21 protein-coding genes are annotated in these 26479 nt (G+C 45.8%); 16 read left to right on the plus strand and 5 right to left on the minus strand.

The window, feature by feature from the left end; all coding sequences use genetic code 11:
* Positions 1-626 precede the first annotated feature (626 nt).
* Complete coding sequence (gene queG / locus BCT11_RS08215) at positions 627-1754, minus strand: tRNA epoxyqueuosine(34) reductase QueG (protein WP_042602754.1); 1128 nt, start codon at positions 1752-1754, stop codon at positions 627-629.
* 297 nt (positions 1755-2051) lie between these two features.
* Here queG and tsaE point away from each other — a divergent pair, with 297 nt between their 5' ends.
* The 8 genes from tsaE (at position 2052) to hflC (ending at position 11216) form a co-directional block, all read left to right on the plus strand.
* A complete protein-coding gene (gene tsaE / locus BCT11_RS08220) occupies positions 2052-2516 on the plus strand; it encodes a tRNA (adenosine(37)-N6)-threonylcarbamoyltransferase complex ATPase subunit type 1 TsaE (RefSeq protein ID WP_038872042.1) in 465 nt (154 codons plus the stop codon).
* The gene (locus BCT11_RS08225) at positions 2510-4231 is read left to right on the plus strand and encodes a LysM peptidoglycan-binding domain-containing protein (RefSeq protein ID WP_102387927.1); all 1722 of its coding nucleotides are present in this window, start codon (positions 2510-2512) and stop codon (positions 4229-4231) included. Before tsaE ends, BCT11_RS08225 begins: the two co-directional genes overlap by 7 nt.
* A gap of 18 nt (positions 4232-4249) precedes the next feature.
* Entirely contained in the window at positions 4250-6268 is a 2019-nt protein-coding gene (gene mutL / locus BCT11_RS08230) for a DNA mismatch repair endonuclease MutL (protein WP_102387928.1), read from the plus strand.
* Positions 6265-7197, plus strand: coding sequence for a tRNA (adenosine(37)-N6)-dimethylallyltransferase MiaA (gene miaA / locus BCT11_RS08235; RefSeq protein ID WP_038872037.1), 933 nt, complete (start codon positions 6265-6267; stop codon positions 7195-7197). The genes mutL and miaA overlap by 4 nt, the downstream gene beginning before the upstream one ends.
* A 193-nt stretch (positions 7198-7390) precedes the next feature.
* Positions 7391-7654, plus strand: a complete 264-nt coding sequence (gene hfq / locus BCT11_RS08240; RefSeq protein WP_005438329.1) for an RNA chaperone Hfq — start codon at positions 7391-7393, stop codon at positions 7652-7654.
* Between the two features lie 38 nt (positions 7655-7692).
* Positions 7693-8982 carry a ribosome rescue GTPase HflX gene (gene hflX / locus BCT11_RS08245; protein WP_038872035.1) on the plus strand — a complete coding sequence of 430 codons (1290 nt, stop codon included), beginning with the start codon at positions 7693-7695 and terminating at the stop codon, positions 8980-8982.
* Between the two features lie 45 nt (positions 8983-9027).
* Complete coding sequence (gene hflK, locus BCT11_RS08250; RefSeq protein WP_038872033.1) at positions 9028-10233, plus strand: FtsH protease activity modulator HflK; 1206 nt, start codon at positions 9028-9030, stop codon at positions 10231-10233.
* A 2-nt stretch (positions 10234-10235) separates the two neighbouring features.
* Complete coding sequence (gene hflC / locus BCT11_RS08255) at positions 10236-11216, plus strand: protease modulator HflC (protein WP_038872031.1); 981 nt, start codon at positions 10236-10238, stop codon at positions 11214-11216.
* A gap of 73 nt (positions 11217-11289) precedes the next feature.
* Here the strand turns inward: hflC and BCT11_RS08260 are convergent, their stop codons facing one another.
* A complete protein-coding gene (locus tag BCT11_RS08260) occupies positions 11290-11475 on the minus strand; it encodes a DUF2065 domain-containing protein (protein WP_038872028.1) in 186 nt (61 codons plus the stop codon).
* A gap of 173 nt (positions 11476-11648) precedes the next feature.
* On the opposite strand from BCT11_RS08260, the gene BCT11_RS08265 reads away from it, so the two are divergent.
* Together BCT11_RS08265 and BCT11_RS08275 are read left to right on the plus strand one after the other, a co-directional pair.
* Entirely contained in the window at positions 11649-12965 is a 1317-nt protein-coding gene (locus tag BCT11_RS08265; protein ID WP_038877261.1) for an adenylosuccinate synthase, read from the plus strand.
* A gap of 229 nt (positions 12966-13194) precedes the next feature.
* On the plus strand, positions 13195-13830 hold the full coding sequence (locus BCT11_RS08275) for a tetratricopeptide repeat protein (protein ID WP_038872022.1): 636 nt from the start codon (positions 13195-13197) through the stop codon (positions 13828-13830).
* Between the two features lie 106 nt (positions 13831-13936).
* Here BCT11_RS08275 and hmpA read toward each other — a convergent pair whose 3' ends face one another.
* Positions 13937-15121: an NO-inducible flavohemoprotein gene (gene hmpA / locus BCT11_RS08280; RefSeq protein ID WP_102387929.1), complete on the minus strand. Its 1185-nt coding sequence runs from the start codon at positions 15119-15121 to the stop codon at positions 13937-13939.
* A gap of 111 nt (positions 15122-15232) precedes the next feature.
* Between hmpA and nsrR the strand changes: the two genes are divergently transcribed.
* The 5 genes from nsrR to trpS all read left to right on the plus strand — a co-directional run bounded on the left by nsrR (position 15233) and on the right by trpS (position 21042).
* A complete protein-coding gene (nsrR, locus tag BCT11_RS08285; RefSeq protein WP_038872016.1) occupies positions 15233-15658 on the plus strand; it encodes a nitric oxide-sensing transcriptional repressor NsrR in 426 nt (141 codons plus the stop codon).
* Between the two features lie 117 nt (positions 15659-15775).
* Complete coding sequence (gene rnr, locus BCT11_RS08290) at positions 15776-18262, plus strand: ribonuclease R (RefSeq protein WP_102387930.1); 2487 nt, start codon at positions 15776-15778, stop codon at positions 18260-18262.
* A 72-nt stretch (positions 18263-18334) separates the two neighbouring features.
* Entirely contained in the window at positions 18335-19078 is a 744-nt protein-coding gene (gene rlmB / locus BCT11_RS08295) for a 23S rRNA (guanosine(2251)-2'-O)-methyltransferase RlmB (RefSeq protein WP_010443989.1), read from the plus strand.
* A gap of 123 nt (positions 19079-19201) precedes the next feature.
* The gene (locus BCT11_RS08300; RefSeq protein WP_038872010.1) at positions 19202-19888 is read left to right on the plus strand and encodes a phosphoglycolate phosphatase; all 687 of its coding nucleotides are present in this window, start codon (positions 19202-19204) and stop codon (positions 19886-19888) included.
* Positions 19889-20004: 116 nt separating this feature from the next.
* Positions 20005-21042, plus strand: coding sequence for a tryptophan--tRNA ligase (gene trpS / locus BCT11_RS08305; protein WP_010648934.1), 1038 nt, complete (start codon positions 20005-20007; stop codon positions 21040-21042).
* A 51-nt stretch (positions 21043-21093) separates the two neighbouring features.
* On the opposite strand, the gene BCT11_RS08310 is transcribed toward trpS, so the two are convergent.
* Positions 21094-22431: an IS4 family transposase gene (locus BCT11_RS08310; RefSeq protein ID WP_102387931.1), complete on the minus strand. Its 1338-nt coding sequence runs from the start codon at positions 22429-22431 to the stop codon at positions 21094-21096.
* Positions 22432-22546: 115 nt separating this feature from the next.
* Positions 22547-22921: a hypothetical protein gene (locus tag BCT11_RS08315; protein ID WP_038877268.1), complete on the minus strand. Its 375-nt coding sequence runs from the start codon at positions 22919-22921 to the stop codon at positions 22547-22549.
* A gap of 525 nt (positions 22922-23446) precedes the next feature.
* On the opposite strand from BCT11_RS08315, the gene BCT11_RS08320 reads away from it, so the two are divergent.
* Positions 23447-26395, plus strand: a complete 2949-nt coding sequence (locus BCT11_RS08320) for an ExeM/NucH family extracellular endonuclease (protein WP_102387932.1) — start codon at positions 23447-23449, stop codon at positions 26393-26395.
* Positions 26396-26479: the final 84 nt, after the last annotated feature.

Below are 26479 nucleotides of genomic sequence, written 5' to 3' on the forward strand. Positions count from 1 at the left end.
AAATCCGGCTCCCGCAACCAATTTTCAAGCGATAGTTTTAGTCACTAACTCAAACCATCGATGAATGTAACTCTATTTGCAATAGAGGTTACAGCCAGCCACATCGCTCTTTTCATAATGCTGAGAAGCATCAATCCCTGAAAAATAAAACTCTAATCCGCATCGAATGGTGTCGGACGATTTCGTTTGTGTTTTAAACATGAGACGAGACGGCTGACCAATGAATATTCTGGTGTTTGGGGCGTTTTCACATCTTTAATTAACAGAGTTATCCACATATATCGTTCTGTGGATAAGTTGGTTGATAAAGTGTTTTCTGCTTGGGGTTTAAAGGTTGTAAAGAAAGATCTTTTCCAAATCTGACAGCGGCTAAACTTTTTATTAAACGCTTAAGTTGTTGTTATATATGGGAAAAGGTGCTTTTATTGCGGATCGGGCGCGTTAAGTTTGGATCATTACTTTGTGTTTTTTTGATCCTAATCATTTCTTTAGGTTGTGTTTAACTTTTTTCTATAACCTATTTTCTCTCAATACTCTTATTTTTTTCCACATTACAGAATTGAGAACAAGGTCATGAATTGATCGGGCAAAAAATGTTTTCAATCTCTTGCATATGAGCTACGCATTTATGCGTCTCTTGGTAGGCCTTTTTCGACAATCCGGATTAACCGCTTTTTCTTCGTTTCTACCGAGTCGGACTCATTGGTCGGAAGCTGATTAATTTGTTGCGTCAATGCCCATTCGATATGTTCATCAAGCAATTCACTTTCGCCACGTTTGTTTTCCAGTGCTTCAATGATTTGTTGACTATATTCTGCATTGCCAAGTGCGACAGAAATATTACGCAGCCATTGAACATGACCAATTCGACGAATCGCCGATCCCTCCATTTGTTTAAGGAAGGTCGCTTCATCCCAATGAAACATTGTCAGTAAATCAGGCTCTTCAAAGCTATCTCGGCGATGAAAGTCTTCTTGTTCCGTTAGTTCTGCGTATCGATTCCAAGGGCAGACTAATTGGCAGTCATCGCAACCATAAATGCGGTTGCCTATTGGCTTACGGAACTCTTCAGGAATCACGCCATCAAATTCGATGGTGAGATAAGAGATACAGCGACGCGCATCCACCACCTTATCCTCAACGATTGCTTGAGTCGGGCAGGAAGTAATGCATGCTTTACATTTGTCACATTGATCGACGCTTGGTTCATCTACTGGCAATGGCAGGTCAATCAGCAATTCGCCAAGAAAGAACCAAGATCCACAGTCTTTGTCTAAGATAAGTGAATGTTTGCCTGTCCAGCCTAGCCCCGCTTTCTGAGCAAGAGGTCTTTCTAAGATAGGAGCAGAATCGACAAATGGACGGTAGCCATACTGTCCTACTTCTTGTTCGATAAGCTTGCCAAGCTTATTCAGTTGCTTTCTTACTAGCTTGTGATAATCGCGTCCAAGCGCATAACGACTAATGTATGCGTGATTCTTGTTAGCTAAGTTGGAGGCGAAGTGGGCTTCCGGAGGTAGGTAGTTCATGCGTACGCTTATTACACGTACGGTTCCCGGCAAAAGTTCATCTGGTCTTGCGCGCATCATGCCATGACGGGCCATCCAATCCATTGAACCGTGATAGCCAGCATCAAGCCATTTTTGCAGAGCCGCCTCATGTTCACTAAGATCAACATCGCAGATACCGACTTTCTGAAAGCCGAGCTCTTTACCCCAAATTTTGATTTGTTGAGCGAGTTGTTCGAAGTTCATGTTTTATCACCGAGATAAAGGGGGGCGGATCTTACCGGATCTTACTCATTGGTGCTACCAGAAAGTCTAGACATAAAGTCGAGAAATAGATTTTGAAACAAAGTCATCGACTGTTGACTTTGATGTGACCAAATCTGTTTATGCATTCAATAGAATCAGGGAATTAGGATTTGTCTTTTTGACTACTTTTTTCGCATATATGACATTTGAGAGCTTGTCTCTCAAAACCAACACAGTTTACTATTCCTGTTCTTTTGATTTTTATATAGTCAACGATCATTAGTTAGAGATACATCAATGAGCACGAAACAATTTAATCTTAAAGATGAGCATGAAACGGTAGCACTTGGTACCGCATTGGCTCAGCTTTGTTCTCAACAAACCACTATTTATCTACACGGGGATCTGGGTGCGGGTAAAACAACATTTAGTCGTGGTTTTGTCCGTGCTCTTGGTCATCAAGGCAATGTAAAAAGTCCAACCTATACTTTGGTTGAACCTTATCAGTTGGATAAGTGGCAAGTTTATCACTTTGACCTTTATCGTCTTGCGGATCCTGAAGAACTTGAGTTCATGGGGATTCGTGATTATTTCACTGATGATGCGATTTGCTTAGTTGAATGGCCAGAAAAAGGGCAAGGATTGCTGCCACAGCCAGATCTTGATGTGGACATTCGTTACCAAGGCGAGCAGCGTGTAGCCGAATTAACGGCGAATAATGAATATGGTGTGCAGTTACTCAGTCAATTGGAGCTATGTTGAGTCTTTCAAAATTTAGAGCGGTGGCAGCGTTAGTTGCCACTCTTCTCCTTATCATCCCCAATTTAGCGTTTGCTAACGTTGTTAAAAGTTTCCGAGTATGGCCTTCACCTGATGAGACTCGTGTCGTCATCGATTTAAGCGCGGAAGCTGACTATTCCTATTTCTCTCTATCTGGGCCGGATCGCCTTGTTGTGGATCTCAAAAACACATCAATGCAAGCGAAGTTGCCTGTCACTGTGACGGATAGTCCAGTGTTGAAGCGAGTGCGCAAAAGCTCTCCACCTAATAAAAACACTTACCGTTTGGTGTTTGAGTTGAAAAAAGGTGTTAAAGCCGAGTTGTTTACGCTCAGCCCGACGCCGGGTGGTCAATATGGTCATCGTCTCGTCATTGACCTGCCACATGGCAAAAAGACAGCGACACCAGCGGCTAAGCTAAATAAGCCAACAACGACCAACAAAGACATGAGCACGGTACAGCGCGCTCAAGAAATTTTGATTGTGATCGACCCTGGTCATGGCGGTGAAGATCCTGGCTCTATTGGCCCATCTCGTCGTAAATACGAAAAAGACGCGGTACTGAGTATTTCTCGTAAACTGTCGGCGCAACTCAATGCCGTTCCGGGTATCAAAACTCGCATGACGCGTACCGGAGATTACTTCGTTAACTTGAACCGTCGTGTTGCGATTGCACGTGAAAATGATGCTCATCTGTTGATCTCAATTCACGCGGATGCCTTTACTTCACCAAAACCACGCGGTGGCTCTGTCTTCGTTTTGAATACACGCCGAGCAAACACAGAAATTTCTCGTTGGGTTGAAAACCACGAGAAACAGTCTGAGATCCTAGGTGGATCTGGTACTGCGTTTGTCAGTAACACCAATGACCGCAATGTTAACCAGACCTTGTTAGACCTTCAGTTCAGCCATTCTCAGAAAGAAGGTTACAAGTTGGCGACGAGTATTTTGGGGGAAATGGGCAAAGTCGCTCGTTTGCATAACTCAAAACCAATCAATACCAGTCTTGCGGTTTTACGCTCTCCACAGATCCCTTCAGTACTGGTTGAAACCGGCTTTATCTCGAACCCAACGGAAGAGAAGTTATTGTTCCAACGTGCTCACCAAGACAAGTTAGCGCGTGCGATCACTAAAGCCGTTGTTCAGTACTTAAAAGATAATCCACCAGAAGGTACGGTGTTCTCTTCTTCATCGAAGTCTGCTGTTCACACGGTAAAACGAGGTGAGTCTTTATCTGTGATTGCGCAAAAATACGGAACGTCGACCAAAGCCATCATGAGTGCGAATAAGCTTAAATCTAGTGGTTTGGCGGTCGGTCAGAAGTTGAAGATTCCGGGCTCTGGTGCGGTTTCTATCTCGATTCCAAATAAACCTAATACGGTGGAAACTGAGACAATCACACACACGGTTAAATCAGGTGAGTTCCTCGGTAAGATCGCCAGTCATTACAAAGTGAAGATTGCCGATATTCGTCGTGAAAATAATCTGAAATCAGACACGGTTTGGGTCGGTCAGAAGCTGAAGATCACTGTCGCAGTGAAAGACAAGCCAATCCGCAAGCACAAAGTTGCTCGTGGTGAATACCTAGGTAAGATTGCATCGAAGTATGGCGTTAGCGTCTCAAGCATTCGTAAAGCAAACAACCTGCGTTCTGACGAGCTTGCCGTAGGACAGGTACTGATCATTCCAAACAAATAAGTGAGCTTATAACTCATCATGACCATTAAGATTTTGCCAGCTCGGTTGGCAAACCAAATCGCGGCAGGAGAAGTGGTTGAAAGACCCGCTTCTGTCGTGAAAGAACTGGTAGAAAACAGTCTCGACTCTGGCGCGACTCGAATCGATATCGATATCGAAAAAGGTGGCGCCAAGCTAATTCGCGTGCGCGATAACGGCAAAGGGATTGTTAAAGATGAGTTAGGTCTGGCGCTCAGTCGTCATGCCACCTCTAAGATCCACACATTGGACGATCTTGAAGCCATCATGAGTCTGGGTTTCCGTGGTGAGGCGTTAGCGAGTATCAGCTCGGTCTCGCGCCTTACCATGACTTCTCGCCCAGCAGCACAAGAACAAGCGTGGAGTGCTTACTCTGAAGGTCGAGATATGCAAGTTAAGCTCCAACCGACTGCACATCCGATAGGCACCTCGGTTGAAGTATTAGACCTATTTTTCAATACGCCGGCACGTCGCAAATTCCTTAGAACTGAAAAGACGGAATTCGCACACATTGATGAGCTTTTGAAGCGTATCGCACTGAGCCGCTTTGACGTTACCATCAACGTACGGCACAACGGCAAAATGATCCGTCAATACCGCGCGGCAAAGAACCAACAGCAAACTGAAAAGCGTATTGCGGCGGTATGTGGTAACGCCTTTGTGCGTAATATGCTGCGTATTGAACTGGAGCATCAAGGGTTGAAGCTTCACGGCTGGATCACGACGCCGGAGGGAGCAAGACAGCAAAGCGATTTGCAGTACTGTTATGTGAATGGACGAATGATGCGTGACAAGTTGATCAATCATGCGATTCGCCAAAGCTATGAAACCAGCCTTAAGCCAGATCAGTTTGCTGCGTATGTGTTGTTTATTGAACTGGACCCGCACCAAGTGGATGTTAACGTGCATCCAGCCAAGCATGAAGTGCGTTTCCATCAAGCCCGCTTAGTGCATGACTTTATCTATCAAGCTTTGGCAGATGCGCTTGCGCAAAGCTCGGTGATTGATAAACCTCACGTCAACGAATCCGCGTTCCACCATGTCGACCCTGCTGAATCTTTTGAGGCAAGCACGGAAAATCAAGAACCAGTCAGCGCACCAGAGCCTGTGAATTCTCCTGTGCCAGAGCATGTCTATCAAGCGATTGATAACACTCCAGCTTATCCGGGGCGTTCAGACTATGAAACGAAACCTCGCGATAGGGCACCAAGTGATTCTTCTGTGCGAGAAGCACGTCCGGCGGATTCTTTCAGACGAACAGATTGGGTTGAATCAAAACCTGCGCCTAAACCAAGTTCTAACAGAGAGCAACGTCATGCAGAGCCTGCGCCAAGTAAACAAGAAGTGCGTGCTTATCATGAATTGCTTCAAACGCCAGACTTTGAGCCTCAAACTGAAACGATAGGAGAGGCGGTAAGCGTATCAACAGAGACAGAACTCTCTCCCGTTACGGCACTTAGCAAAGCTTTAGCCGTGGTGGACGAACAGTATGTGTTGATGAGCAGCGACAGTGGCGCAGCTTTGGTCGCGTTGCCAAGAGCGGAGTTTTATCGGACCAAAGGTCAGCTCACACCAAGTGACGGAGCGTTAAAAGCTCAACCGTTACTGGTACCATTATCGATCAAGTTGGAATCGAGCTTGGTTCAATTAGCACAAGATTATCAGCAAGATTTTGCTCAGCTTGGTATCCAGCTAAAATTACGAAATGATAAAGCGTTGATGGTCATGGGAGTACCGGCCCCGTTGCGCCAACAAAACTTACAAAATCTGATACCAGATCTGTTATCTTACGCGCAAACTCGCTTGACGGGAGAGATGGCAACGGCGTCGCTGTTATCTGAGCTGATTGATTGGCTTGCGTTGCAAGTCACAACGGTTAAGAGCCACTATACTCTCTCTGAAGCCATTCAAATTATTGCGGAACTTGAACAGCTAAGACATGGTCAATTGCCATTGGAAGACACCCATTTTGTGTCTGCTGTTGATTTCTCTGCCTCGATTGCCAAATTAAAGCCATGACAGACAAACTACCTTTGGCCCTCTTTTTGATGGGACCAACTGCATCAGGTAAAACAGAGCTCGCCATTCGCCTACGCCAAAAATATCCGGTTGAGATCATTAGCGTCGATTCCGCATTGATCTACAAGGACATGAATATTGGTACGGCTAAACCTGATGAACGCGAACTGAGCCTAGCACCGCATCGTCTTATTGATATCTTAGATCCTAGTGAATCTTACTCAGCGGCAGACTTTCGTCGTGATGCCCTACAAGCAATGGATGACATTGTTGCAGAAGGGAAAATTCCGCTCTTAGTCGGCGGTACAATGCTGTATTACAAAGCATTACTTGAAGGCCTATCACCTCTTCCTGCTGCAAATCCTGAAATTCGTCAGCAAATTGAGCAAGAAGCATTGACTAAAGGTTGGTCAGTGTTGCACGATGAGCTGAAAGAGATTGATCCTGTATCAGCTGCGAGAATCCATCCAAACGATCCTCAGCGTTTATCGAGGGCGTTGGAAGTTTTCCGCATTTCAGGTAAAACTCTTACTGAGTTGACTCAAACTAAAGGTGATAGCTTACCTTATCGAGTCAAACAGTTTGCAATAGCTCCCATGGACAGGGCAGAACTTCACCGTCGAATTGAGCTGCGCTTCGAGAAGATGATGGAAGCAGGTTTTGAAGAAGAAATGAAAGCGTTGTATGCGCGTGACGATCTTCACCCTGATCTTCCATCAATACGTTGTGTTGGTTACAGACAGATGTGGGAGTATTTAGACGGGGAGTGCACTCGTGATGAAGCTGTATTTCGTGGCGTATGTGCAACTCGTCAATTGGCCAAGCGTCAAATCACCTGGTTACGCAGCTGGAATGATTTAACTTGGTTGGATAGCGACAACATTGAACAAGCACTCGAAACCATGTCAGAAGCAATAGCATCTGATTGAGATAGCTGTGTATAATGTGATCGTTTTTGCGTGATCGCACTCTCAAAGGATCTGTTATTGGCGGTTTTTATACTATGCTGCTAATTACTTAGGGTGCATTTTGATTCGTTTAGCTCAGATGCAAAAAGCAGTACCTTTTGCATTGCACCACTAGCTAAATAATTACAACTACAAATTAAATAAGGAAAATAAAATGGCTAAGGGGCAATCTCTACAAGACCCATTCCTAAATGCGCTACGTCGTGAGCGTATCCCGGTATCTATCTACCTTGTGAACGGTATTAAACTACAAGGTCAGATCGAATCTTTCGATCAATTCGTGATCCTGCTGAAAAACACTGTAAATCAAATGGTGTACAAGCACGCAATCTCTACCGTTGTTCCGGCTCGTCCAGTGAGCCACCACAGTGGTGATCGTCCTCAAGGTGATCGTCCGCAAGAGAAATCTGAAGATTAATTCTTCATTTAGTATTGCTAAAATAAGGAGTTGATTGCTTGTTTGACCGTTATGAATCCGGTGAGCGAGCCGTACTTGTTCATATCAACTTCACGCAAGAAGGTGAATGGGAAGATCTGGCTGAGTTTGAAATGCTGGTTTCTTCCGCTGGGGTAGAGGCACTGCAAGTTGTAACTGGCAGTCGTCAATCCCCACACCCGAAATACTATGTCGGAGAGGGTAAGGCACAAGAAATTGCTACTGCGGTACAATTAACTGGTGCTGAAATTGTGATTTTTAATCACTCCCTCTCTCCTGCCCAAGAACGTAACCTCGAAGCACTGTGCAAATGTCGAGTCCTCGACCGCACTGGTCTCATCCTCGATATCTTTGCTCAACGAGCACGAACACACGAAGGTAAGCTGCAAGTAGAGCTAGCCCAACTTCGTCATATTTCTACTCGTTTGATTCGTGGTTGGACGCACCTTGAAAGGCAGAAAGGCGGCATCGGTCTACGTGGGCCGGGGGAAACTCAGTTAGAGACTGACCGTCGATTATTGCGTGACAGAATTAAAGCTATCCTTCGCCGTCTCGAAAAGGTTGCGAAGCAGCGTGAACAAGGGCGCCGCGCCCGAAATCGAGCAGAAATCCCAACGATTTCTCTTGTGGGTTACACCAACGCGGGTAAGTCGACACTCTTCAACCGCATTACAGAAGCTGGCGTTTACGCGGCAGATCAATTATTTGCTACTCTTGACCCAACTTTACGTAAGATAGAGTTAGACGATGTGGGGCCTGCAATTCTTGCAGATACCGTTGGATTTATCCGACATTTACCACATGATTTGGTTGCTGCCTTCAAAGCAACCTTGCAGGAAACGCAAGAAGCTGACATTTTGTTACATGTTGTTGATGCCAGTGACGAGCGTTTTCGTGAGAATATTCAAGCTGTTCATGAAGTATTAGAAGAGATCGACGCACATGAAGTGCCGACGCTCGTAGTAATGAACAAGATTGACAATCTAGAAGAGCAAAATCCTCGTATTGAACGTGATGAGGAAGGCGTGCCTCGAGCGGTCTGGGTTTCTGCGATGGATGGATTGGGCATTGATCTCCTATTTGATGCGCTGACAGAACGTTTGGCGTCGCAAATGGTTGAGCATCAGTTGCGAATTCCTCCACAGTATCAAGGACGATTCCGTAGTACATTCTTCCAAATGAAGTGTATTCAACGTGAGGAATATGACCAGGAAGGTAACTTGTTGATCGATATTCGAATGCAACAGGTAGATTGGTCTAGACTTGAAAAAAGAGAAGGGGCAGTTTTAGTCGACTTTATAGTCACTTAAAGGACTGCTACAGTATAACGTCATATCAAATGATGGAGCTTTCTAATGGCGTGGAATGAGCCTGGAAATAACAACGGCAACAATGGCCGCGATAATGACCCTTGGGGTAATAATAATCGTGGTGGCCAGCGTCCTGGTGGCCGAGATCAAGGTCCGCCAGATTTAGATGAAGTGTTCAGCAAACTGAGTCAAAAGCTGGGTGGCAAGTTTGGTAAAAAAGGCGGCGGCGGTGGTTCACCTATCGGCGGTGGTGGTAGTGCGATTGGCTTTGGTGTCATTGCAGTTATCGCGATTGCAGTATGGTTCTTCGCTGGCTTTTACACCATCGGTGAAGCAGAGCGCGGTGTCGTACTGCGTTTAGGTAAATACGACCGTATCGTAGACCCAGGTCTGAACTGGCGTCCTCGTTTCATTGATGAATACGAAGCGGTTAACGTACAAGCGATTCGTTCACTACGTGCATCAGGTCTAATGCTGACTAAAGATGAAAACGTAGTAACAGTAGCGATGGACGTTCAATACCGTGTTGCTGACCCATACAAATATCTATACCGCGTAACGAATGCTGATGACAGTTTGCGTCAAGCAACCGACTCAGCTCTGCGTGCAGTAATTGGTGACTCACTGATGGATAGCATCCTAACCAGTGGTCGTCAGCAAATCCGTCAAACAACGCAAGAAACACTGAATCAAATCATCGATAGCTACGATATGGGCATCGTGATTGTAGATGTGAACTTCCAGTCTGCACGTCCACCAGAGCAAGTGAAAGATGCGTTCGATGATGCAATTGCGGCACGTGAGGATGAAGAGCGTTTCATCCGTGAAGCAGAAGCTTACAAAAACGAAATCTTGCCGAAGGCAACAGGTCGAGCAGAGCGTTTGAAGAAAGAAGCACAAGGTTACAACGAGCGTGTGACGAACGAAGCGCTTGGTCAAGTGGCTCAGTTTGAAAAACTACTGCCTGAATACCTAGCGGCTCCTGGCGTAACTCGAGATCGTCTGTACATTGACGCAATGGAAGAAGTTTACTCAAGCACATCGAAAGTGCTGATCGACTCTGAATCCAGCGGCAACCTTCTTTACCTTCCAATTGATAAATTGGCAGGCCAAGATGGTCAATCAGACTCTAAACGTAAATCGAAATCGACTTCAACATACGACCACATTCAACTTGAATCTGAGCGTACTCAAGAAGACACTTCGAACACGCAGTCTCGTTCAACGGGTACACGTCAAGGGAGATACTAAGAATGCGTAAGTTAATGATCCCTGTACTGGTAATCGCTCTGGCATTAATGCTGATGTCTCTGTTCGTGATTCCTGAAGGTGACCGCGGTATTGTGGTTCGATTTGGTCGTGTCTTGAAAGACAACAACGACATCACTCGTATTTACGAGCCGGGCCTGCACTTCAAAATGCCTTTGTTTGACCGCGTGAAAACACTAGATGCGCGTATCCAAACAATGGATGGCCGTGCTGACCGTTTCGTAACGTCTGAGAAAAAAGACGTAATCATTGATACCTACGTGAAGTGGCGTATCGAAGATTTCGGTCGTTACTACCTAGCAACAGGTGGCGGCAATACGCTGACTGCTGAGGCGCTTCTTGAGCGTAAGGTAACGGACGTACTACGTGCAGAAATCGGTGCTCGTGAAATCAAGCAAATCGTATCTGGTCCACGTAACAACGACGTACTTCCAGAAGACGCAACCAGCGAGGAAGTAAGTACTGAAGCAGCTCGTGAAGCATTGGAAATCGATGGTGAACGTGACCTAATCATGTCTGAAGTGTTGAAAGACACACGCGACAGCGCAATGAAAGATTTGGGTGTTCGCATCGTTGACTTCCGTATGAAGAAGATCAACCTACCAGACGAGATCAGTGAATCAATCTACCGTCGTATGCGTGCAGAACGTGAGTCGGTAGCTCGTAAGCACCGTTCTCAAGGTCGTGAGAAAGCCGAAGTTATCCGTGCACAAGCTGAGCTTGAAGTGGCAACAATTCTTGCAGAAGCAGACAAAACAGCTCGTGTAACACGAGGTGAGGCGGATGCAGAAGCTGCGAAGATCTATGCGAATGCTTACAACAAAGATCCTGAGTTCTTCAGCTTCCTTCGTTCTCTAAAAGCTTACGAGAAATCGTTCAGCTCTAAGAATGACATTCTTGTACTTGATCCGAAGAGTGAGTTCTTCCAGTACATGAATAACGCGAAAGGCGCAAAAGCTGAATAAGCGAATTGCTAAACGACAAAAGGCTCCTATATGGAGCCTTTTTTATATCTGCTGGAAAATAAGCGCTGGCGGCTTAACTCATCATTATCGCGATGACCGCTCCGGCGACGACCAGACAACCACCAATCCGACGCAACTGGTTATCTGGTTGGTCACTCAACTGAGCCACCATGTTACGCCAACCGTTTGGGGCAATCAGTGGTCCAATTCCTTCTACAATCAAAACCAGCCCGATAGCCAGCCAAATAGACTCAGACATTGCGATTCCTTGTGGATTTAAGAAAGGTAAATATTATCAGTGATGTAGTGATTTCGAAATGAACAACATCGGTGATGTTTGCATTCTAGTATCAACTCTGTGAACAAAAATGACTGCAAGAAGGGGGATTCGGTGCTAGAATCCATTTTTAACTAGCAATCAGACTTGGAAAGATGGGAAATAACGTAGTCGTTCTAGGCACCCAATGGGGTGACGAAGGTAAAGGTAAAATTGTAGACCTTTTAACTGAAGATGCAAAATACGTGGTACGCTACCAAGGCGGTCACAATGCAGGTCATACACTTGTAATTGACGGTGAAAAAACCGTTCTTCACTTAATTCCATCAGGTATCCTTCGCGATAACGTAAAATGCGTTATCGGTAACGGTGTAGTGCTATCGCCTGAAGCTCTAATTAAAGAAATGAAACCTCTTGAAGAGCGCGGCATTCCAGTACGCGAGCGTCTTTTCATTTCTGAAGCATGTCCTCTAATTCTTCCTTACCACGTTGCAATGGACCAAGCTCGCGAAATCGCTCGCGGTAAAAAAGCTATTGGTACAACAGGTCGTGGTATCGGTCCAGCATATGAAGATAAAGTTGCTCGTCGCGGTCTACGCGTTGGCGACCTATTCGATATGGAAGCGTTCGCTGAGAAACTAAAAGAAGTAATGGAATTCCATAACTTCCAACTAGAGCATTTCTACAAAGCTGAACCAGTAAGCTATGAAGAAGTACTTGAGCAAGCTAAAGGCTACGCTGAGCTACTAACTTCAATGGTTATCGACGTAACTGACGAACTAGACGCAGCACGTAAGCGCGGCGACAAGATCATGTTCGAAGGTGCGCAAGGTACACTACTAGATATCGACCACGGTACTTACCCTTACGTAACTTCTTCTAACACGACTGCTGGTGGTGTTGCTGCAGGTTCTGGTTTCGGTCCTCGTCATATCGGTTACATCCTTGGTATCACTAAAGCTTACTGTACTCGTGTTGGCTCTGGTCCATTCCCGACTGAGCTATACGACGGTCTAGACAAGCAAGATCCTGTTGGTAAGCATCTAGGTGAAGTTGGTCATGAGTTCGGTGCAACAACTGGTCGTCTACGCCGTACTGGTTGGTTCGATGCTGTTGCGATGCGTCGCGCAATCCAAATCAACTCTATCTCTGGCTTCTGTCTAACTAAACTAGACGTTCTAGATGGCCTAGAAGAGCTAAAAATCTGTACTGGTTACAAGATGAAAGATGGCTCTATCCTAGAAGTTTCTCCAATGGCAGCTGAGTCATTTGAGCAAGCGACACCAATCTACGAAACAATGCCTGGTTGGTCTGAGAACACATTTGGTGCTAAGTCAATCGACGCGCTACCACAAGCAGCTCTAGACTACATCAAGCGTATTGAAGAGCTAACTGGCGTGCCTGTAGACATCGTTTCAACAGGTCCAGATCGTAACGAAACTATCATCAAGGTTCACCCATTCGAATCTTAATCGATACTCGTTAGAGATTATAAAAGCCGACTTTCGAGTCGGCTTTTTTGTATCTGTAACTTGGCTGCACTGACGGAAAAATAAACTCGATATGGCAAATTGTTGCCGTTAAGCTTAAACAAGAGGCAAAAATTGTCTAAAGCTTAACTGACGTTTGCCGATAAGGTTATCAAGCAGAGGAGATCCTTCGCCGATCTTTGATTTCTCAGAATCCTTAAAGAGTACATTTATGAAGTTACGAACAGTGGCTGCTTCACTGTTATTGATGCTGAGTGCAACGTCGGTCAAGGCAGATGTTGCCGATGTGGGGGCACCAGTTCCCATCTATACCGAAGCAGAGTTAATTAAGCTTATTGAACAAAATAAGCATTTAGAACGCGTGCGTGCGGATAACTGCCAGTTGGTGGAAGATATTGTTGCACGTGCCACACGAATTAATTTACCGTCGTATGAGTTTCTCTACGGCGACATGCTGGCGTGGGGCGTTTGTGTAGAGCAAGATGTTGAACTTGGTCTCTACTATATGGAAAACGCTGCACACCAAGGCTTACCTGCGGCATTAGAGCAGCTTGGGCGCTACTACTCTCGTGGTACCTTAGTTCAACAAGATAAAGAGCGTGCAATCCCATACCTGCGAGAAGCGGCGGCAATGGGGAACCTTAATGCGCGTATTCATCTTGCTGAGTTATTGTTACGTGATTACGGTAGCCCACTGGATTACGAAGATGCTTACCGTTGGTTATACAACTCAGTCACGGCAGATCAGAGAAAACATAAGCGTATTGCGGTGCTAAGAAATGGTTTAGAGCAACGTATGCCGCAAAACATCATTGCGCGAGCCAAGCGTCGCGATACTTTCTGGTAGATGTACTCTTAAAACACCAGTAGCTTCATAACACTCTGCCAATAAAAACAACAAAGCCCACATCATGTGGGCTTTGTTGTTTTTCCCTAAACGTAATCGTTAACGATTAAACGACTTTGTGTGGACCGAAGCATTCATAGTGGAATTGCTCTTGCGGAACACCAAGTTCAAGCAGTTGTTTCGCTACGTGCTGCATAAAACCAACAGGGCCGCAGAAGTAAACTTGAACGTTGTCTTGTTTCACTGCTGCTTCAATTTCGTGTAGGTTTACAAAGCCGGTAAAATGGAAGTCTTCACCCAACTTATCTTCTGCCGTTGGTTGGTTGTACCAAACCAGCGAGTTCATATTCTCTTTTGCGCCAACAACCTGATTCACATGATGTTTGAATGCGTGTTGTTGGCCGTTTTCTGCTGCGTGTACCCAAGTTACAGGTGCTTTGTGTTCAGCAAGGCTCTCAAGCATTGAAAGTGTTGGCGTTAGACCGACACCAGCGGAAACCAAAACAACGGGTGTACTTGCTTCTACGTCCATAAAGAAGTCACCCGCAGGTGCGGCTAGCTGCACTTTATCGCCGATGTTGAGATCGTCATGCAGGAAGTTCGATACCTTGCCGCCGTCTTCACGTTTTACCGAGATACGGTAAGTGTTTTCTTGTACCGCAGAAGATAGGCTGTACTGGCGAATCTCTTGGTTTTCGAACTTATCACTGTTGATGTAGATACCAAGATATTGGCCCGGTTTGTACTCAGAAACCTTTTCACCATCGACCGGTTTGAAGACGAAGCTACAAATGTTCTCGCTTTCAAGTTGTTTACCAACCAGTTCAAACTCACGCAGACCACGCCAGCCACCTTGAAGTGCTGCATTTTCTTGGTAGATTTGTTCTTCACGTTGAATGAACACGTTTGCTAGCACGCCGTAGGCTTCTGCCCATGCGTCAATCACTTCTTGACCAGGAGAAAACAGCTCATCAATGGTAGCCAGTAAGTGCGTACCAACGATTTGGTACTGATCTTTGGTGATCATAAAACTGGTGTGTTTGTGGGCGATTTTTTCTACTGCACCAAGTAGGGCTGGTAGGTTGTCGATATTGCTTGCATAAGCACAGATAGCATTAAATAGAGCTTCACGTTGGTCACCATTACGCTGGTTACTCATGTTGAAAATGTCTTTCAACTCAGGATTATGGGTGAACATGCGGTCATAAAAGTGCGCAGTCAACTTCGGGCCAGTTTCTGCAAGAAGTGGTGCGGTTGCTTTCACGATATCAATGGTTTGGTTGCTGAGCATAATGGCTTCCTATTTAAAGTTGTATTTGTAATGCATGTTTAAAGTTGTATCTCAAATGTATCTTTCGATCAAGAAAAGAATTACACTTTTGCTTCTAGAGAGGATAGCAACATGCAGTTAACTAGCTTTACCGATTACGCGTTAAGAACCCTGATTTACTTGGCTTCTTTGCCCAAAGATGAGCTTACAAATATTACCGAAGTAACTGATTTATTTGGTGTATCACGTAACCATATGGTGAAGGTGATCAACCGTCTGGGTCAGTTAGGTTATGTACATACGGTGCGTGGTAAAAACGGCGGCATTCGTTTGATGAAGCCGGCAAAAGAAATTACTGTCGGTGGTGTGGTGCGCGATCTAGAGCCATTAGATTTGGTGAATTGTGATGTCGAGTTTTGTCACATTACGCCAGCATGTCGTCTAAAAGAGAAGCTAGCAAAAGCGAAATTGGCTTTCTTAGCTGAATTAGACGGTTGCACTATTGATGAACTGCTTCGCGACAACTCAGAGCTGCTGATCCTGCTTACACGTCCTTAGTTTTACGCGTGTCTCTCTCATCCTTTCAAGATCATTCTTTTTTCAAAGCAATTCTGTAGCTTATCAAGAGACTCGGATATACTAGCTCTATACCTTCCTTGCTAGATAGGCACGCCTATGTCAGACAATATTCCAAACGATCCATTCGCAGATCGTGAATCCAAAAATTACGAAAACCCAATTCCAAGTCGAGAGTTCATCACTGAGTTTCTGCAGCAAGCTGGCGTCCCAATGAATCGCAACGATTTGTTTGAAGCGCTTAAGCTAAAAGGTGAAGATCAATACGAAGGTTTACGCCGTCGACTGCGCGCGATGGAGCGTGATGGCCAGCTCGTGTTTACGCGTCGTCAGTGCTACGCGCTACCAGAAAAACTCGAGATGGTAAAAGGTTACGTAATTGGCCATAAAGATGGTCATGGTTGGGTGCGTCCTGAAGGCAGTGTCGGCAAGGATAATGACATTGTGCTGCCTCATCACCAAATGAAACACATCATTCATGGTGATTTCGTTTTGGTTCAACCGACGGATAACAGCAAGCGCGGCCGCCGTGAAGGGCGTTTAGTACGTGTTTTAGAAGAGCGTAACACGCAGATCGTTGGTCGTTTCTTCCTAGAGTACGGTTACTCTTACGTTGTGCCTGATGACTCGCGTATCAGCCAAGATATTCTAATCCCAAATGAGCACAAAGCAGGTGCCCGCATGGGTAACGTGGTGGTGATTGAGATCACTGACCGTGGTTCTCGTTCGCGTGGCATGATGGGTAAAGTGGTTGAAGTGCTGGGTGAAAACATGGCTCCGGGTATGGAAACGCAAATCGCGATTCGTACTCACCAAATTCCTCACGATTGGCCAGCGGCTGTCGATAAACAAATTGAAAATCTAGGCGAAGAAGTCCCAGAAGAAGCAAAAGTGGGTCGAGTTGACTTACGTGAGTTACCGTTGGTGACCATCGATGGTGAAGACGCTCGTGACTTTGATGATGCGGTGTACTGTGAGAAGAAAAAGAGCGGTGGTTGGCGTTTATGGGTAGCGATTGCTGACGTAAGTTACTACGTACGTACAGACTCTGCGCTGGACAAAGAAGCCATCAACCGTGGTAACTCGGTGTACTTCCCATCGCAAGTTGTGCCAATGCTACCTGAGGTGCTATCAAACGGTTTGTGTTCACTTAACCCACAAGTTGATCGTCTGTGTATGGTGTGTGAAATGACCATCTCTGACACCGGTAAGCTGTCAGGGTACAAGCACTACGAAGCGGTGATGAACTCACATGCACGTCTGACGTACAGTAAAGTGGGTGCGATTCTAGAAGGTGATGAAGAGCTGCGTATTCGCTACCACAACCTAGTGCCCCATCTAGAAGAACTGCACAGCATGTACAAAGTGCTAAAAGACGCTCGTGACAACCGTGGTGCGATTGAATTTGAGACCGTTGAAGCTAAGTTCATTTTCAATGCCGAACGCAAGATTGAAACCATCGAGCCTGTGATTCGTAACGATGCACATAAGATCATCGAAGAATGTATGATCCTAGCGAACATCGCCTCAGCGTCTTATGTCGAGAAGGCAAAAGAGCCAGCATTGTACCGTGTTCACGAATCTCCGGGTGAACTGCGCTTGCAGGGTTTCCGTGATTTCCTAAGTGAGCTTGGCTTGGATTTGAAGGGCGGTCTTGAACCATCACCAACCGACTATGCAGACTTGGTAAAACAGATTGCGGAGCGTCAGGACAAAGAGCTGATTCAAACCATGCTGTTGCGCTCAATGAAGCAAGCAGTATACAACGCGGACAATGCCGGCCACTTTGGTTTAGCGCTGAAGCGTTACGCGCACTTCACGTCGCCAATTCGTCGTTACCCAGACCTGCTGCTGCACCGCGCAATCAAATATCTGATTGCCAAAGAAGAAGGTCGCAATCAAGATCGTTGGACCCCAACGGGTGGTTACCACTACTCGTTTGACGACATGGACTTCTACGGTGAGCAATGTTCGATGACAGAGCGCCGTGCAGACGATGCAACTCGTGAAGTGGCTGATTGGTTGAAGTGTGAATACATGCAAGACCATGTTGGCGACGAGCTGGATGGTGTTATTGCCAACGTGACCAGCTTTGGTTTCTTTGTTCGTCTGACTGAGCTGCACATCGATGGTTTGGTGCACATTTCAACGCTAGCGAACGACTACTACCAATTTGATCCGATTGGTCAAAGACTTATCGGTGAAAGCTTCGGTAACATCTATCGCCTAGGCGATGCGGTGAAAGTGAAAGTGCTTGCGGTCAACTTAAATGACAAGCAAATTGACTTTGAATTAATCGAAACAAGCCGTAAGCTACGCGGCAAAGGTAAGACTGCGAAGAAACGCGCAGCAGATGCCAAACGCAAAGCAAAAGAGAAAAAGCGTGCGGCAACCAAAGGCGGTACTCGCGCGAAGCCGATGATTGAACCGACCAAGCACCCAGAACCTGCGGAAGCAGGCAGTGCTCGCAAAGGTAGCGCGAAACGCGGTGACGCTGAAGGTACGAAAAAGCCGAAGAAAGCACGCAAGAAAAAGCCACACAGTAAGCCGAGAAAGACTAAGCGTACTAAGAGCGACGCTGAGTAGGCTGAAGCGCCAATCTAGTCCGAAAAGGAGTAGATTGGCGAGGGCAAGACGACCAGAACAACAGGTTAAACAATGAGTAACGAATTTATTTACGGCATTCACGCAGTGAAAGCGGTATTAGAACGCGAACCAGAGCGTTTTATCGAAGCATACGTCCTAAAAGGCCGCCAAGACGATCGTCTAATGCCAATCCTGAATGACCTTCAGGTTTGTGGTGTTTCGATTCAACAAATGACTCGTAAAACGCTAGACGACAAAGCACACGGTGCTAACCACCAAGGCATCATTGCGCGTGTTAAAGCTGCGAAACAGCTTAATGAAAACGACATTGATGGCATCCTAGCGCAGCATGAATCACCGCTGTTGTTGGTATTGGATGGTGTGACGGATCCACACAACCTAGGCGCATGTCTTCGTAATGCTGATGCAGCCGGCGCGGCGGCGATCATCGTACCGAAAGATCGCTCTGCACCGATGAATGCCACCGTAAGCAAGGTTGCTTGTGGCGCAGCAGAAGTCGTGCCATTGATCCGAGTGACCAACTTGGCTCGTACTATGCGTACACTGCAAGAGCAAGGCATCTGGTTTGTTGGTACAGCAGGCGAAGCAACGCACGATATCTACCAAGCGAAACTGACTGGCCCTCTTGCTATCGTAATGGGTGCAGAAGGTGACGGTATGCGTCGTCTAACTCGCGAAACCTGTGACGATTTGATTAAGATCCCAATGGCAGGTAGCGTTTCAAGTTTGAACGTATCTGTGGCATCTGGCATTTGTTTGTTTGAAGCTGTTCGTCAGCGTATTGCTGCAAAGTAATTGCTAAACAAGTTTTAATAAACAAACAGTTACTGCAAAGTCAGACATAATGATAAAAACAAAGGATGGGGTGCCATCCTTTGTCGTTTTCACCGATTTATAAATAGAATTTTCAGGGAAGTTATGACTCAACAAGACATTAAATTCATTGCCTTTGACCTAGACGGTACTTTGCTTGATAGCGTGCCCGATCTTGCAGTTGCCGCCGATCAAGCTGTTCAAGAACTCGGTTTTCCTTCTGTTTCAGAAGAACAAGTTCGTGACTATGTTGGTAACGGCGCAGACGTGCTGATTGGACGCTCATTAAGTCAAAGCCTGACCATCAATCCAGAGTTGAGCGAAGAGCTTCGTGCAAAAGCGCGTGTGCTGTTTGATGACTACTACGAGCAAAGTGGTCACAAGTTAAGCCACCTTTACCCAACGGTAAAAGAGACGCTGGAAGAGTTGCACAAAGCCGGTTTTGTTATGGCGTTGGTGACCAACAAGCCTTCGAAGTTTGTGCCTGATGTTTTAGAAAAACACGACATCGCAAAATACTTTGTTGATGTGCTAGGTGGCGACGCGTTTCCAGAGAAAAAACCAAACCCAATTGCACTGAACTGGTTGATGGAAAAGCACCAAATCCAACCGAGTGAAATGCTGATGGTCGGCGACTCGAAGAACGACATTCTCGCAGCAAAGAATGCAGGCTGTGCCTCATTTGGTCTGACTTATGGCTACAACCACGGTGAGCCTATCTCTGCATCAAATCCAGATTTCGTCGCTGACAGTTTGGCTGAATTATTGGATGTAGTAGCGGTTTCTGCATAACGGCTACAAAAGAGCTTCCAAAATACTCGTTAATGAGTACACTGAGTAAACCGTGCACCTATCGTTGCACGGTTTTTTTCATTTATTTAGATTAAGAAGTCAAAGGAATCATTCTAATGAGCAAACCCATTGTATTGAGTGGTGTTCAACCTTCAGGTGAACTAAGTATCGGTAACTACTTGGGTGCTCTACGTCAATGGCAGCAGATGCAAGACGATTATGATTGCCAATACTGTGTGGTAGACCTTCACGCGATTACGGTTCGTCAGGACCCTAAAGCACTGCATGAAGCGACGCTAGACGCACTGGCGATCTGTCTGGCAGTTGGTGTTGACCCGAAGAAGAGCACGCTATTTGTTCAGTCACACGTACCAGAGCATGCTCAACTTGGTTGGCTTCTTAACTGTTACACCCAAATGGGTGAACTGGGTCGTATGACGCAGTTTAAAGACAAATCTGCACGTTACTCAAACGACAGCTCAAGCCAGTTTGGTGATGTAAACGTTGGTCTGTTTGACTACCCAGTGCTGATGGCGGCAGACATCCTGCTTTACGGTGCGCACCAAGTGCCTGTAGGTAGCGACCAGAAGCAACACCTAGAGCTAGCGCGTGATATTGCTAACCGCTTTAACAACATCTACTCACCAGAGCAGCCAATCTTCCAAGTGCCAGAGCCTTACATTCCGACGGTAAACGCGCGTGTAATGAGCCTTCAAGACGCAACGAAGAAGATGTCTAAATCCGATGACAACCGCAAGAACGTTATCACGTTGCTGGAAGAGCCTAAGTCGATCATTAAGAAGATCAACAAAGCGCAAACTGACACAGAAACGCCACCGCGTATCGCTCACGATTGGGATAACAAGGCAGGTATCTCTAACCTAATGGGTCTATACTCTGCGGCAACAGGCATGAGCTTTGAAGAGATTGAAGCCAAATACCAAGGCGTTGAAATGTACGGTCCATTCAAGAAAGATGTTGGTGAAGCGTTGGTGACTATGCTTGAGCCAATTCAGGCTGAATACCACCGCATCCGCGCTGACCGTACTTACATGAATGAAGTGATGAAGCAAGGCGCGGAGAAAGCATCGGCACGTGCGGCTGAAACGTTGAAGAAAGCATACGAAGCAGTGGGTTTTGTCGCTCGCCCATAGTTGCTCAAAAACATCAGAATTGAAAAGCTCCACCATTGGTGGCAATGTAGTTCACTTAAGCGGAGCTGCTTTGCGATTAACAGGATATCGGGTCTTTGATATTTTTACCGCCCTAGGCCGATTAGGCTTAGGGCGTTTGTCTATAAAGAGGATGGATAAATCTCCCCTGAGACTCTTTAAACGCTTAGGTGTATTGCCTGGCGATATCGCTTTACTCATCACCTTCAGTTGACTCGCTATAAACTGACAAGCGTATTTAAAGCTAATTTCATTCGGCATTCTTCCATGCTCAACTGCTGCCTGGCTCGCTTCACGTCTTACTAAGTTATAACCAAGCAACAGCCCCCAGAGTTCTTGATAAACAAGGTCTACTGTTCTGCTGCGTAATACTAAGGCATTGTGTTGCATTGAGCTTTTGATATCACGATAACCTAATTCGATTTCCCAACGTTCGTGATAAAGTTCAGCTACCGCTTTCGCGTCGTAGTTTGTCCTAGGAAGGGAGGTAAAAACAGTTTTCTGCTTACCTTGTACTTCATAGGTCACCGCTCTGACTTGCCATTTTTCAGGTAAACTAGGATTCTTTTTGCGGGCTTGCGGTGAGACGTTCATTTCGATGACCATGTCATTACTTTCTTCTTCATCTAAAAGAGTGTATTTCAACCCCTTCCTTGCTGGTATCAACCAATGTCTATTAATACCGCTATTTTGAAGAGAGAGAAGTAAGTCCGCACCATAAAACCCTTTATCTAGTAGCGTCACAGAGTTATCTGGCAAAGAGTCGATGAAGGGCATAGCAAGTGGGATTTCACCACGCCGATAGGGGCTTATGGCGGCATCAGCGATGACATGAGAGCGGACATTCATTATGGTCACAACTCTTAGCACTGGATGCGGTGTTTGTCTGTTGCTAGAGGTATTACCCGAGCCAAAGTGCTCTCTAAGTTCGGGTGTATCCGCGGTTCGAAAAAGAGCACCGTCTACAGCAAAAACTTGTAATCCTTGCCACGTATCATCACGGTATCGTTCAAGACCCCACGTCCGCCCACATTGTTTAAACAACCACTCTGGTGCAGCTCTACCTAAACGTTGTCTTGCCTGGGTTAAAGCACTTTTTGCTAATAACTCTTCATCAGCTAAGCCATCCGCACAGACATTCATTCTTCGTGCAACTTCGGCAATAGGTTCATTACGAAAGAAGGCCATGCCGACAATTAACCACAAGACCATGTCACTTGGTAATCGACGTCGGCGAATAGTTGCTTTATCAGAAAGACTGGCCGCCTTAACAATCCACTCATCTGGAATATGTTCAGAGAAAGTAGTGAGTTGAGCTACATCAACAGGATTTTCTTCGAGGAAATCGGCAAAACAGTTTTGGATAGACATAAAAAATCGGAAGCCTAGAAACAGGCTTCCGATTATCTCTCAGTAGAAGGATCGGTCAACCGATCCTTATCTGATCTACATTGCCACCATTGGTGGAGCTTTTTTTATGCCTATGTTACTGGAATGGCGTGTCTTCCATGCAACGTTCCATATCGTAATACTCCACGCGTCCTCTTGGGCCTAGGAAAGCAGACTTGACGACAAAGCCACGATCAACAAAGTAACTTAATTCGATACAAGATATCTCGTAGCTGGATTCCTTAATACTTGCGGGTAGCCAATAGTAGCCAGGACCAGGTAAGCGGGCGGTATAGGTGATTAAGCCATTATCACTTACTTCAAACATTTTGAACTCACTGAGTTCTTGCTTAGCCACTTCGACCAGATGCTCAGAGGTACTTGGTTCGATGGGCTCACTCGAGGTCAATTGACACCCCGCCATTAACATTGAAGCCGAAAGGGCTAGCGCAATCTGCTGAAATTGTTTCATTTTCTTATCCTAATCGTCGTTATTGGAGATCTTGTTATCTGTCTCTCATGAGCGTTATAACGAGTACTTATGGATTTTGCTAGATTTGCATGGTGAGAGTAATGCTTGGTTTATAAAACTTTGAACTTAACGCGCATAAATAACCTCAACGGTTATTTTTAATGGCGCAGTAAAGGAAAGAAATAATAAGTTCGTCATTCTAAATTAGCATTGCTTAATATTTAAATTGTATTGCTAGAATTGAATTAATTCAGATTGAATACTCATACATTCACGTAGCATGCTGAGTGATATAAAACCGAGTAATAAGTCTAATTATTGATATTTATATTCTTAGTTACTGTATTTGTTACAAAAACTGTTTAAATGGGCAGCCCTGGCATAATTTTGCGTATTCACGTGTGATATATTTCACGGCTTTTGCTGGTGTTTCTTATTTATTTCATAAATAAACCTGATAGTAGGCACAAATGGTGGGCTCTGCTCAGGGCTTAGTTTGCATTTAAATAAATATCAGGTACGACAATGGATACGTTAATCAAACCCTCTTTACTTGCACTGACGATTGCCAGCGCGCTTAGTGCCAATGCTAACGCAGAAATTATCATCTCTCAGTATGTTGAAGGTGGCTCATACAACAAAGCCGTAGAAATCGCGAACACGGGCGATGCAGCGGTAACGCTAACCGGTTACGAGCTAGCGAAATCATCAAACGGTGGCGGTACTTGGGGGAACACACTCGACCTTAGCCAAGTGACGTTACAAGCTAACCAAGTGTATGTACTGGCGCATGGTGACGCGAGCGATGCCATCAAAGCTGTCGCGGATATCACAGATAAAAGCGTTGCGAACTTTAACGGTGACGACCCGATCGCACTGCTTAAAGATGGCGAAGTGCATGACATCATCGGTGTGATGGGTGACGTAGATTTTGGTAAAGATACCACATTGGTTCGTAACAGTGATGCACTAACCCCTTCTGCTACTTATGATGCATCTCAGTGGACGGCATTTGAGAAAGACAACATTGACGGTCTTGGTGAGCTAAATGCGACGGAGCCACCAGCACCATTCGCTTGTGAAGTAGACGGTCAGCAACCTAACTTCACCACCATTCAAGATATTCAAGGTGAAGGCGATTCGTCACCATTTATTAATGGTTATCCATACATTACTGACGAAGATCATTTCGTAACTGGTGTCGTGACTGCTGTTACCACTGGCCTAACCAAAGGTTTCTACCTGCAAGCGTTAGAAAGCGACAACAACGACAAGACTTCAGAAGGCTTGTTCATTCATACCGATGCCGCGGATACCAATCTAAAATCAGGCGATGTTGTTTGTGTGAAAGGTAAAGTTCAAGAGTATTACAGCAATACTCAGCTAGCTTCTGATGCTAACAGTTATGTGAAAACGGGCACATCGGATATTCCTCGAGTTACCGATCTTGTTATCAAAGAAGGTGAGACACTACGTGATGCGCTAGAGCGTCATGAAGGCATGCAAGTTGAACTGAAATCAGCAAGCGAGTTGTTTGTGACTCGTAACTTCTCTTACGACTACGACTCTCGTCGTAACAATATGATGCTGTCTCATGAAGCGCCATTGTTTAAGCCGACTCAATTACACGCAGCAGAGAGTGATGCAGCTGTTGAGCTAGCAAAAGACAACGCAGCGAACCGCGTATACCTAGAATCTGATGGCAAAGCACCAAACGGCCAAATTCCTTACTACCCTGACTTTGCGAAAGATGCAGATCAAGATGGCTCTTCTGAACAGCACATTCGTCTTGGTTCGCGAGTAGAAGGTCTACAAGGCGTGGTGGCTTACAGCTACAACGAATACCGCCTGATTGCGACCAATGAAGTCGATAACACCAACTTCGTGACTTCAGGTGAAGGCTTCGACGTGGCTCGTAAAGATGCGCCAGCGATTGCGGATTCAGATTTGCGTATCGCGAGCTTTAACGTACTGAACTACTTCAACTCTGTGGCTGACAGCGGTCATGAAAACCCAACCGGACAAAACCGTGGGGCAGAAAACCTCGATGAGTTCCTGATCCAACAAGCGAAAATCGTTGCGGCGATGAATAAGATGGACGCTGACATCATTGGCTTAATGGAAGTCGAAAACAACGGCTTTGGTGACAGCAGTGCGGTGAAGAACTTGGTGGATGCATTGAATGCTGAAATCGAAGACACAGAAGATCATTACACTTACGTTGAAATCGCGGATCAAGACAAATACCAAGACGAATACTTTGGTAGTGATGCGATCATGGTGGCGATCCTATACCGTGCAAACGAAGTGACGCCAAAAGAAGTTGCGAAAGTGATTGTGACACCAGAGCAGCACATCGAAGAAAACACCATTACGCGTAATGACGGTGCAGAAGGCAACCCGGCTTACGACAAATACCAGCGTCATAGCCTGCTACAAACCTTTACAGTGAAAGAGACCGGTAAAGATCTATCTGTTGTGGTTAACCACTTCAAATCGAAAGGCTCTGAATGTATTGAAGAATGGATTGCGGGTGTAGAAGACTCTGAGCCGGCGGATCTGCAAGGCAACTGTAACAACTTCCGTGTTTCTGCAGCCAACGTTGTGGGTGACGCTCTGAAAGGCATTGAAGGTGATGTTCTAGTAATGGGTGACCTAAACGCCTACGGCATGGAAGATCCTCTGCTTACACTGACTGATTACTCGAAAGAGAAATACGGCCGTGATATCTACACCGCTGCTTACACAACCATTGGTGGTGGTGAGCTTCAAGTAGAGAAGACCAAAATTGAAAAAGGTTACGGTTACCATAACCTGAACACGGTACTTCACGGCGCAGACACCTTCTCATACACCTACTCTGGTGAGTTAGGTAACCTAGACCACGCGTTGGCGAGCAACAGCTTGGCACAAAAAGTGGTGGCGATTGAAGATTGGCACATCAACTCACTAGAAAGTAACTTGTTCGAATACAGCAGCAAGTACACCGGTGATATGCCGAAGTACAAAGATGCGTTCTCGGCATCTGACCACGATCCAGTGATCATCGCGATTGATTTCCCGGATACAGACATCGATCTACCAATCTCAGGTGAAAACCTAGCGGTGGAAGTTCGTCTGCCACCAAACGCAGTTGTTGGTGATATCGTGACGGTAAGCCTAATGGAAGCAACTCAAGCGGCGTCGTCAACCTCTGATGCTGATGGCTACGAAGCGAGTGCAACTTTGACACAAGCGGACATTGATGCTCGCAGTGTCAGTGTGGAATTCGACAAAGCTCCAACAGAAGGCCAGTACGTACTAGAAGAGAAAGTGACAGACTCTACAGGCAACACCGTTAAGTTCAGTGATTCTCGCGATGTTACGTTAGAGCCGTCGAGCACTAACCCATCAGACGATGATGATGGTGGCTCATTTGGCTTTGGCGCGCTAATTGCGCTGCTAGGTCTAGGCTTATTCCGCCGTCGCCGCTAAGCGAATTCATTTCCTGACAAACAGTTCCTAAATAGCTGTAAAGACCAAAGGCCAGCCTATGCTGCAATGTAGTTCACTTAAGCG

Origin of the sequence: Vibrio sp. 10N.222.52.B12, assembly GCF_002875385.1 — a bacterium.
GTDB lineage: Bacteria > Pseudomonadota > Gammaproteobacteria > Enterobacterales > Vibrionaceae > Vibrio > Vibrio jasicida.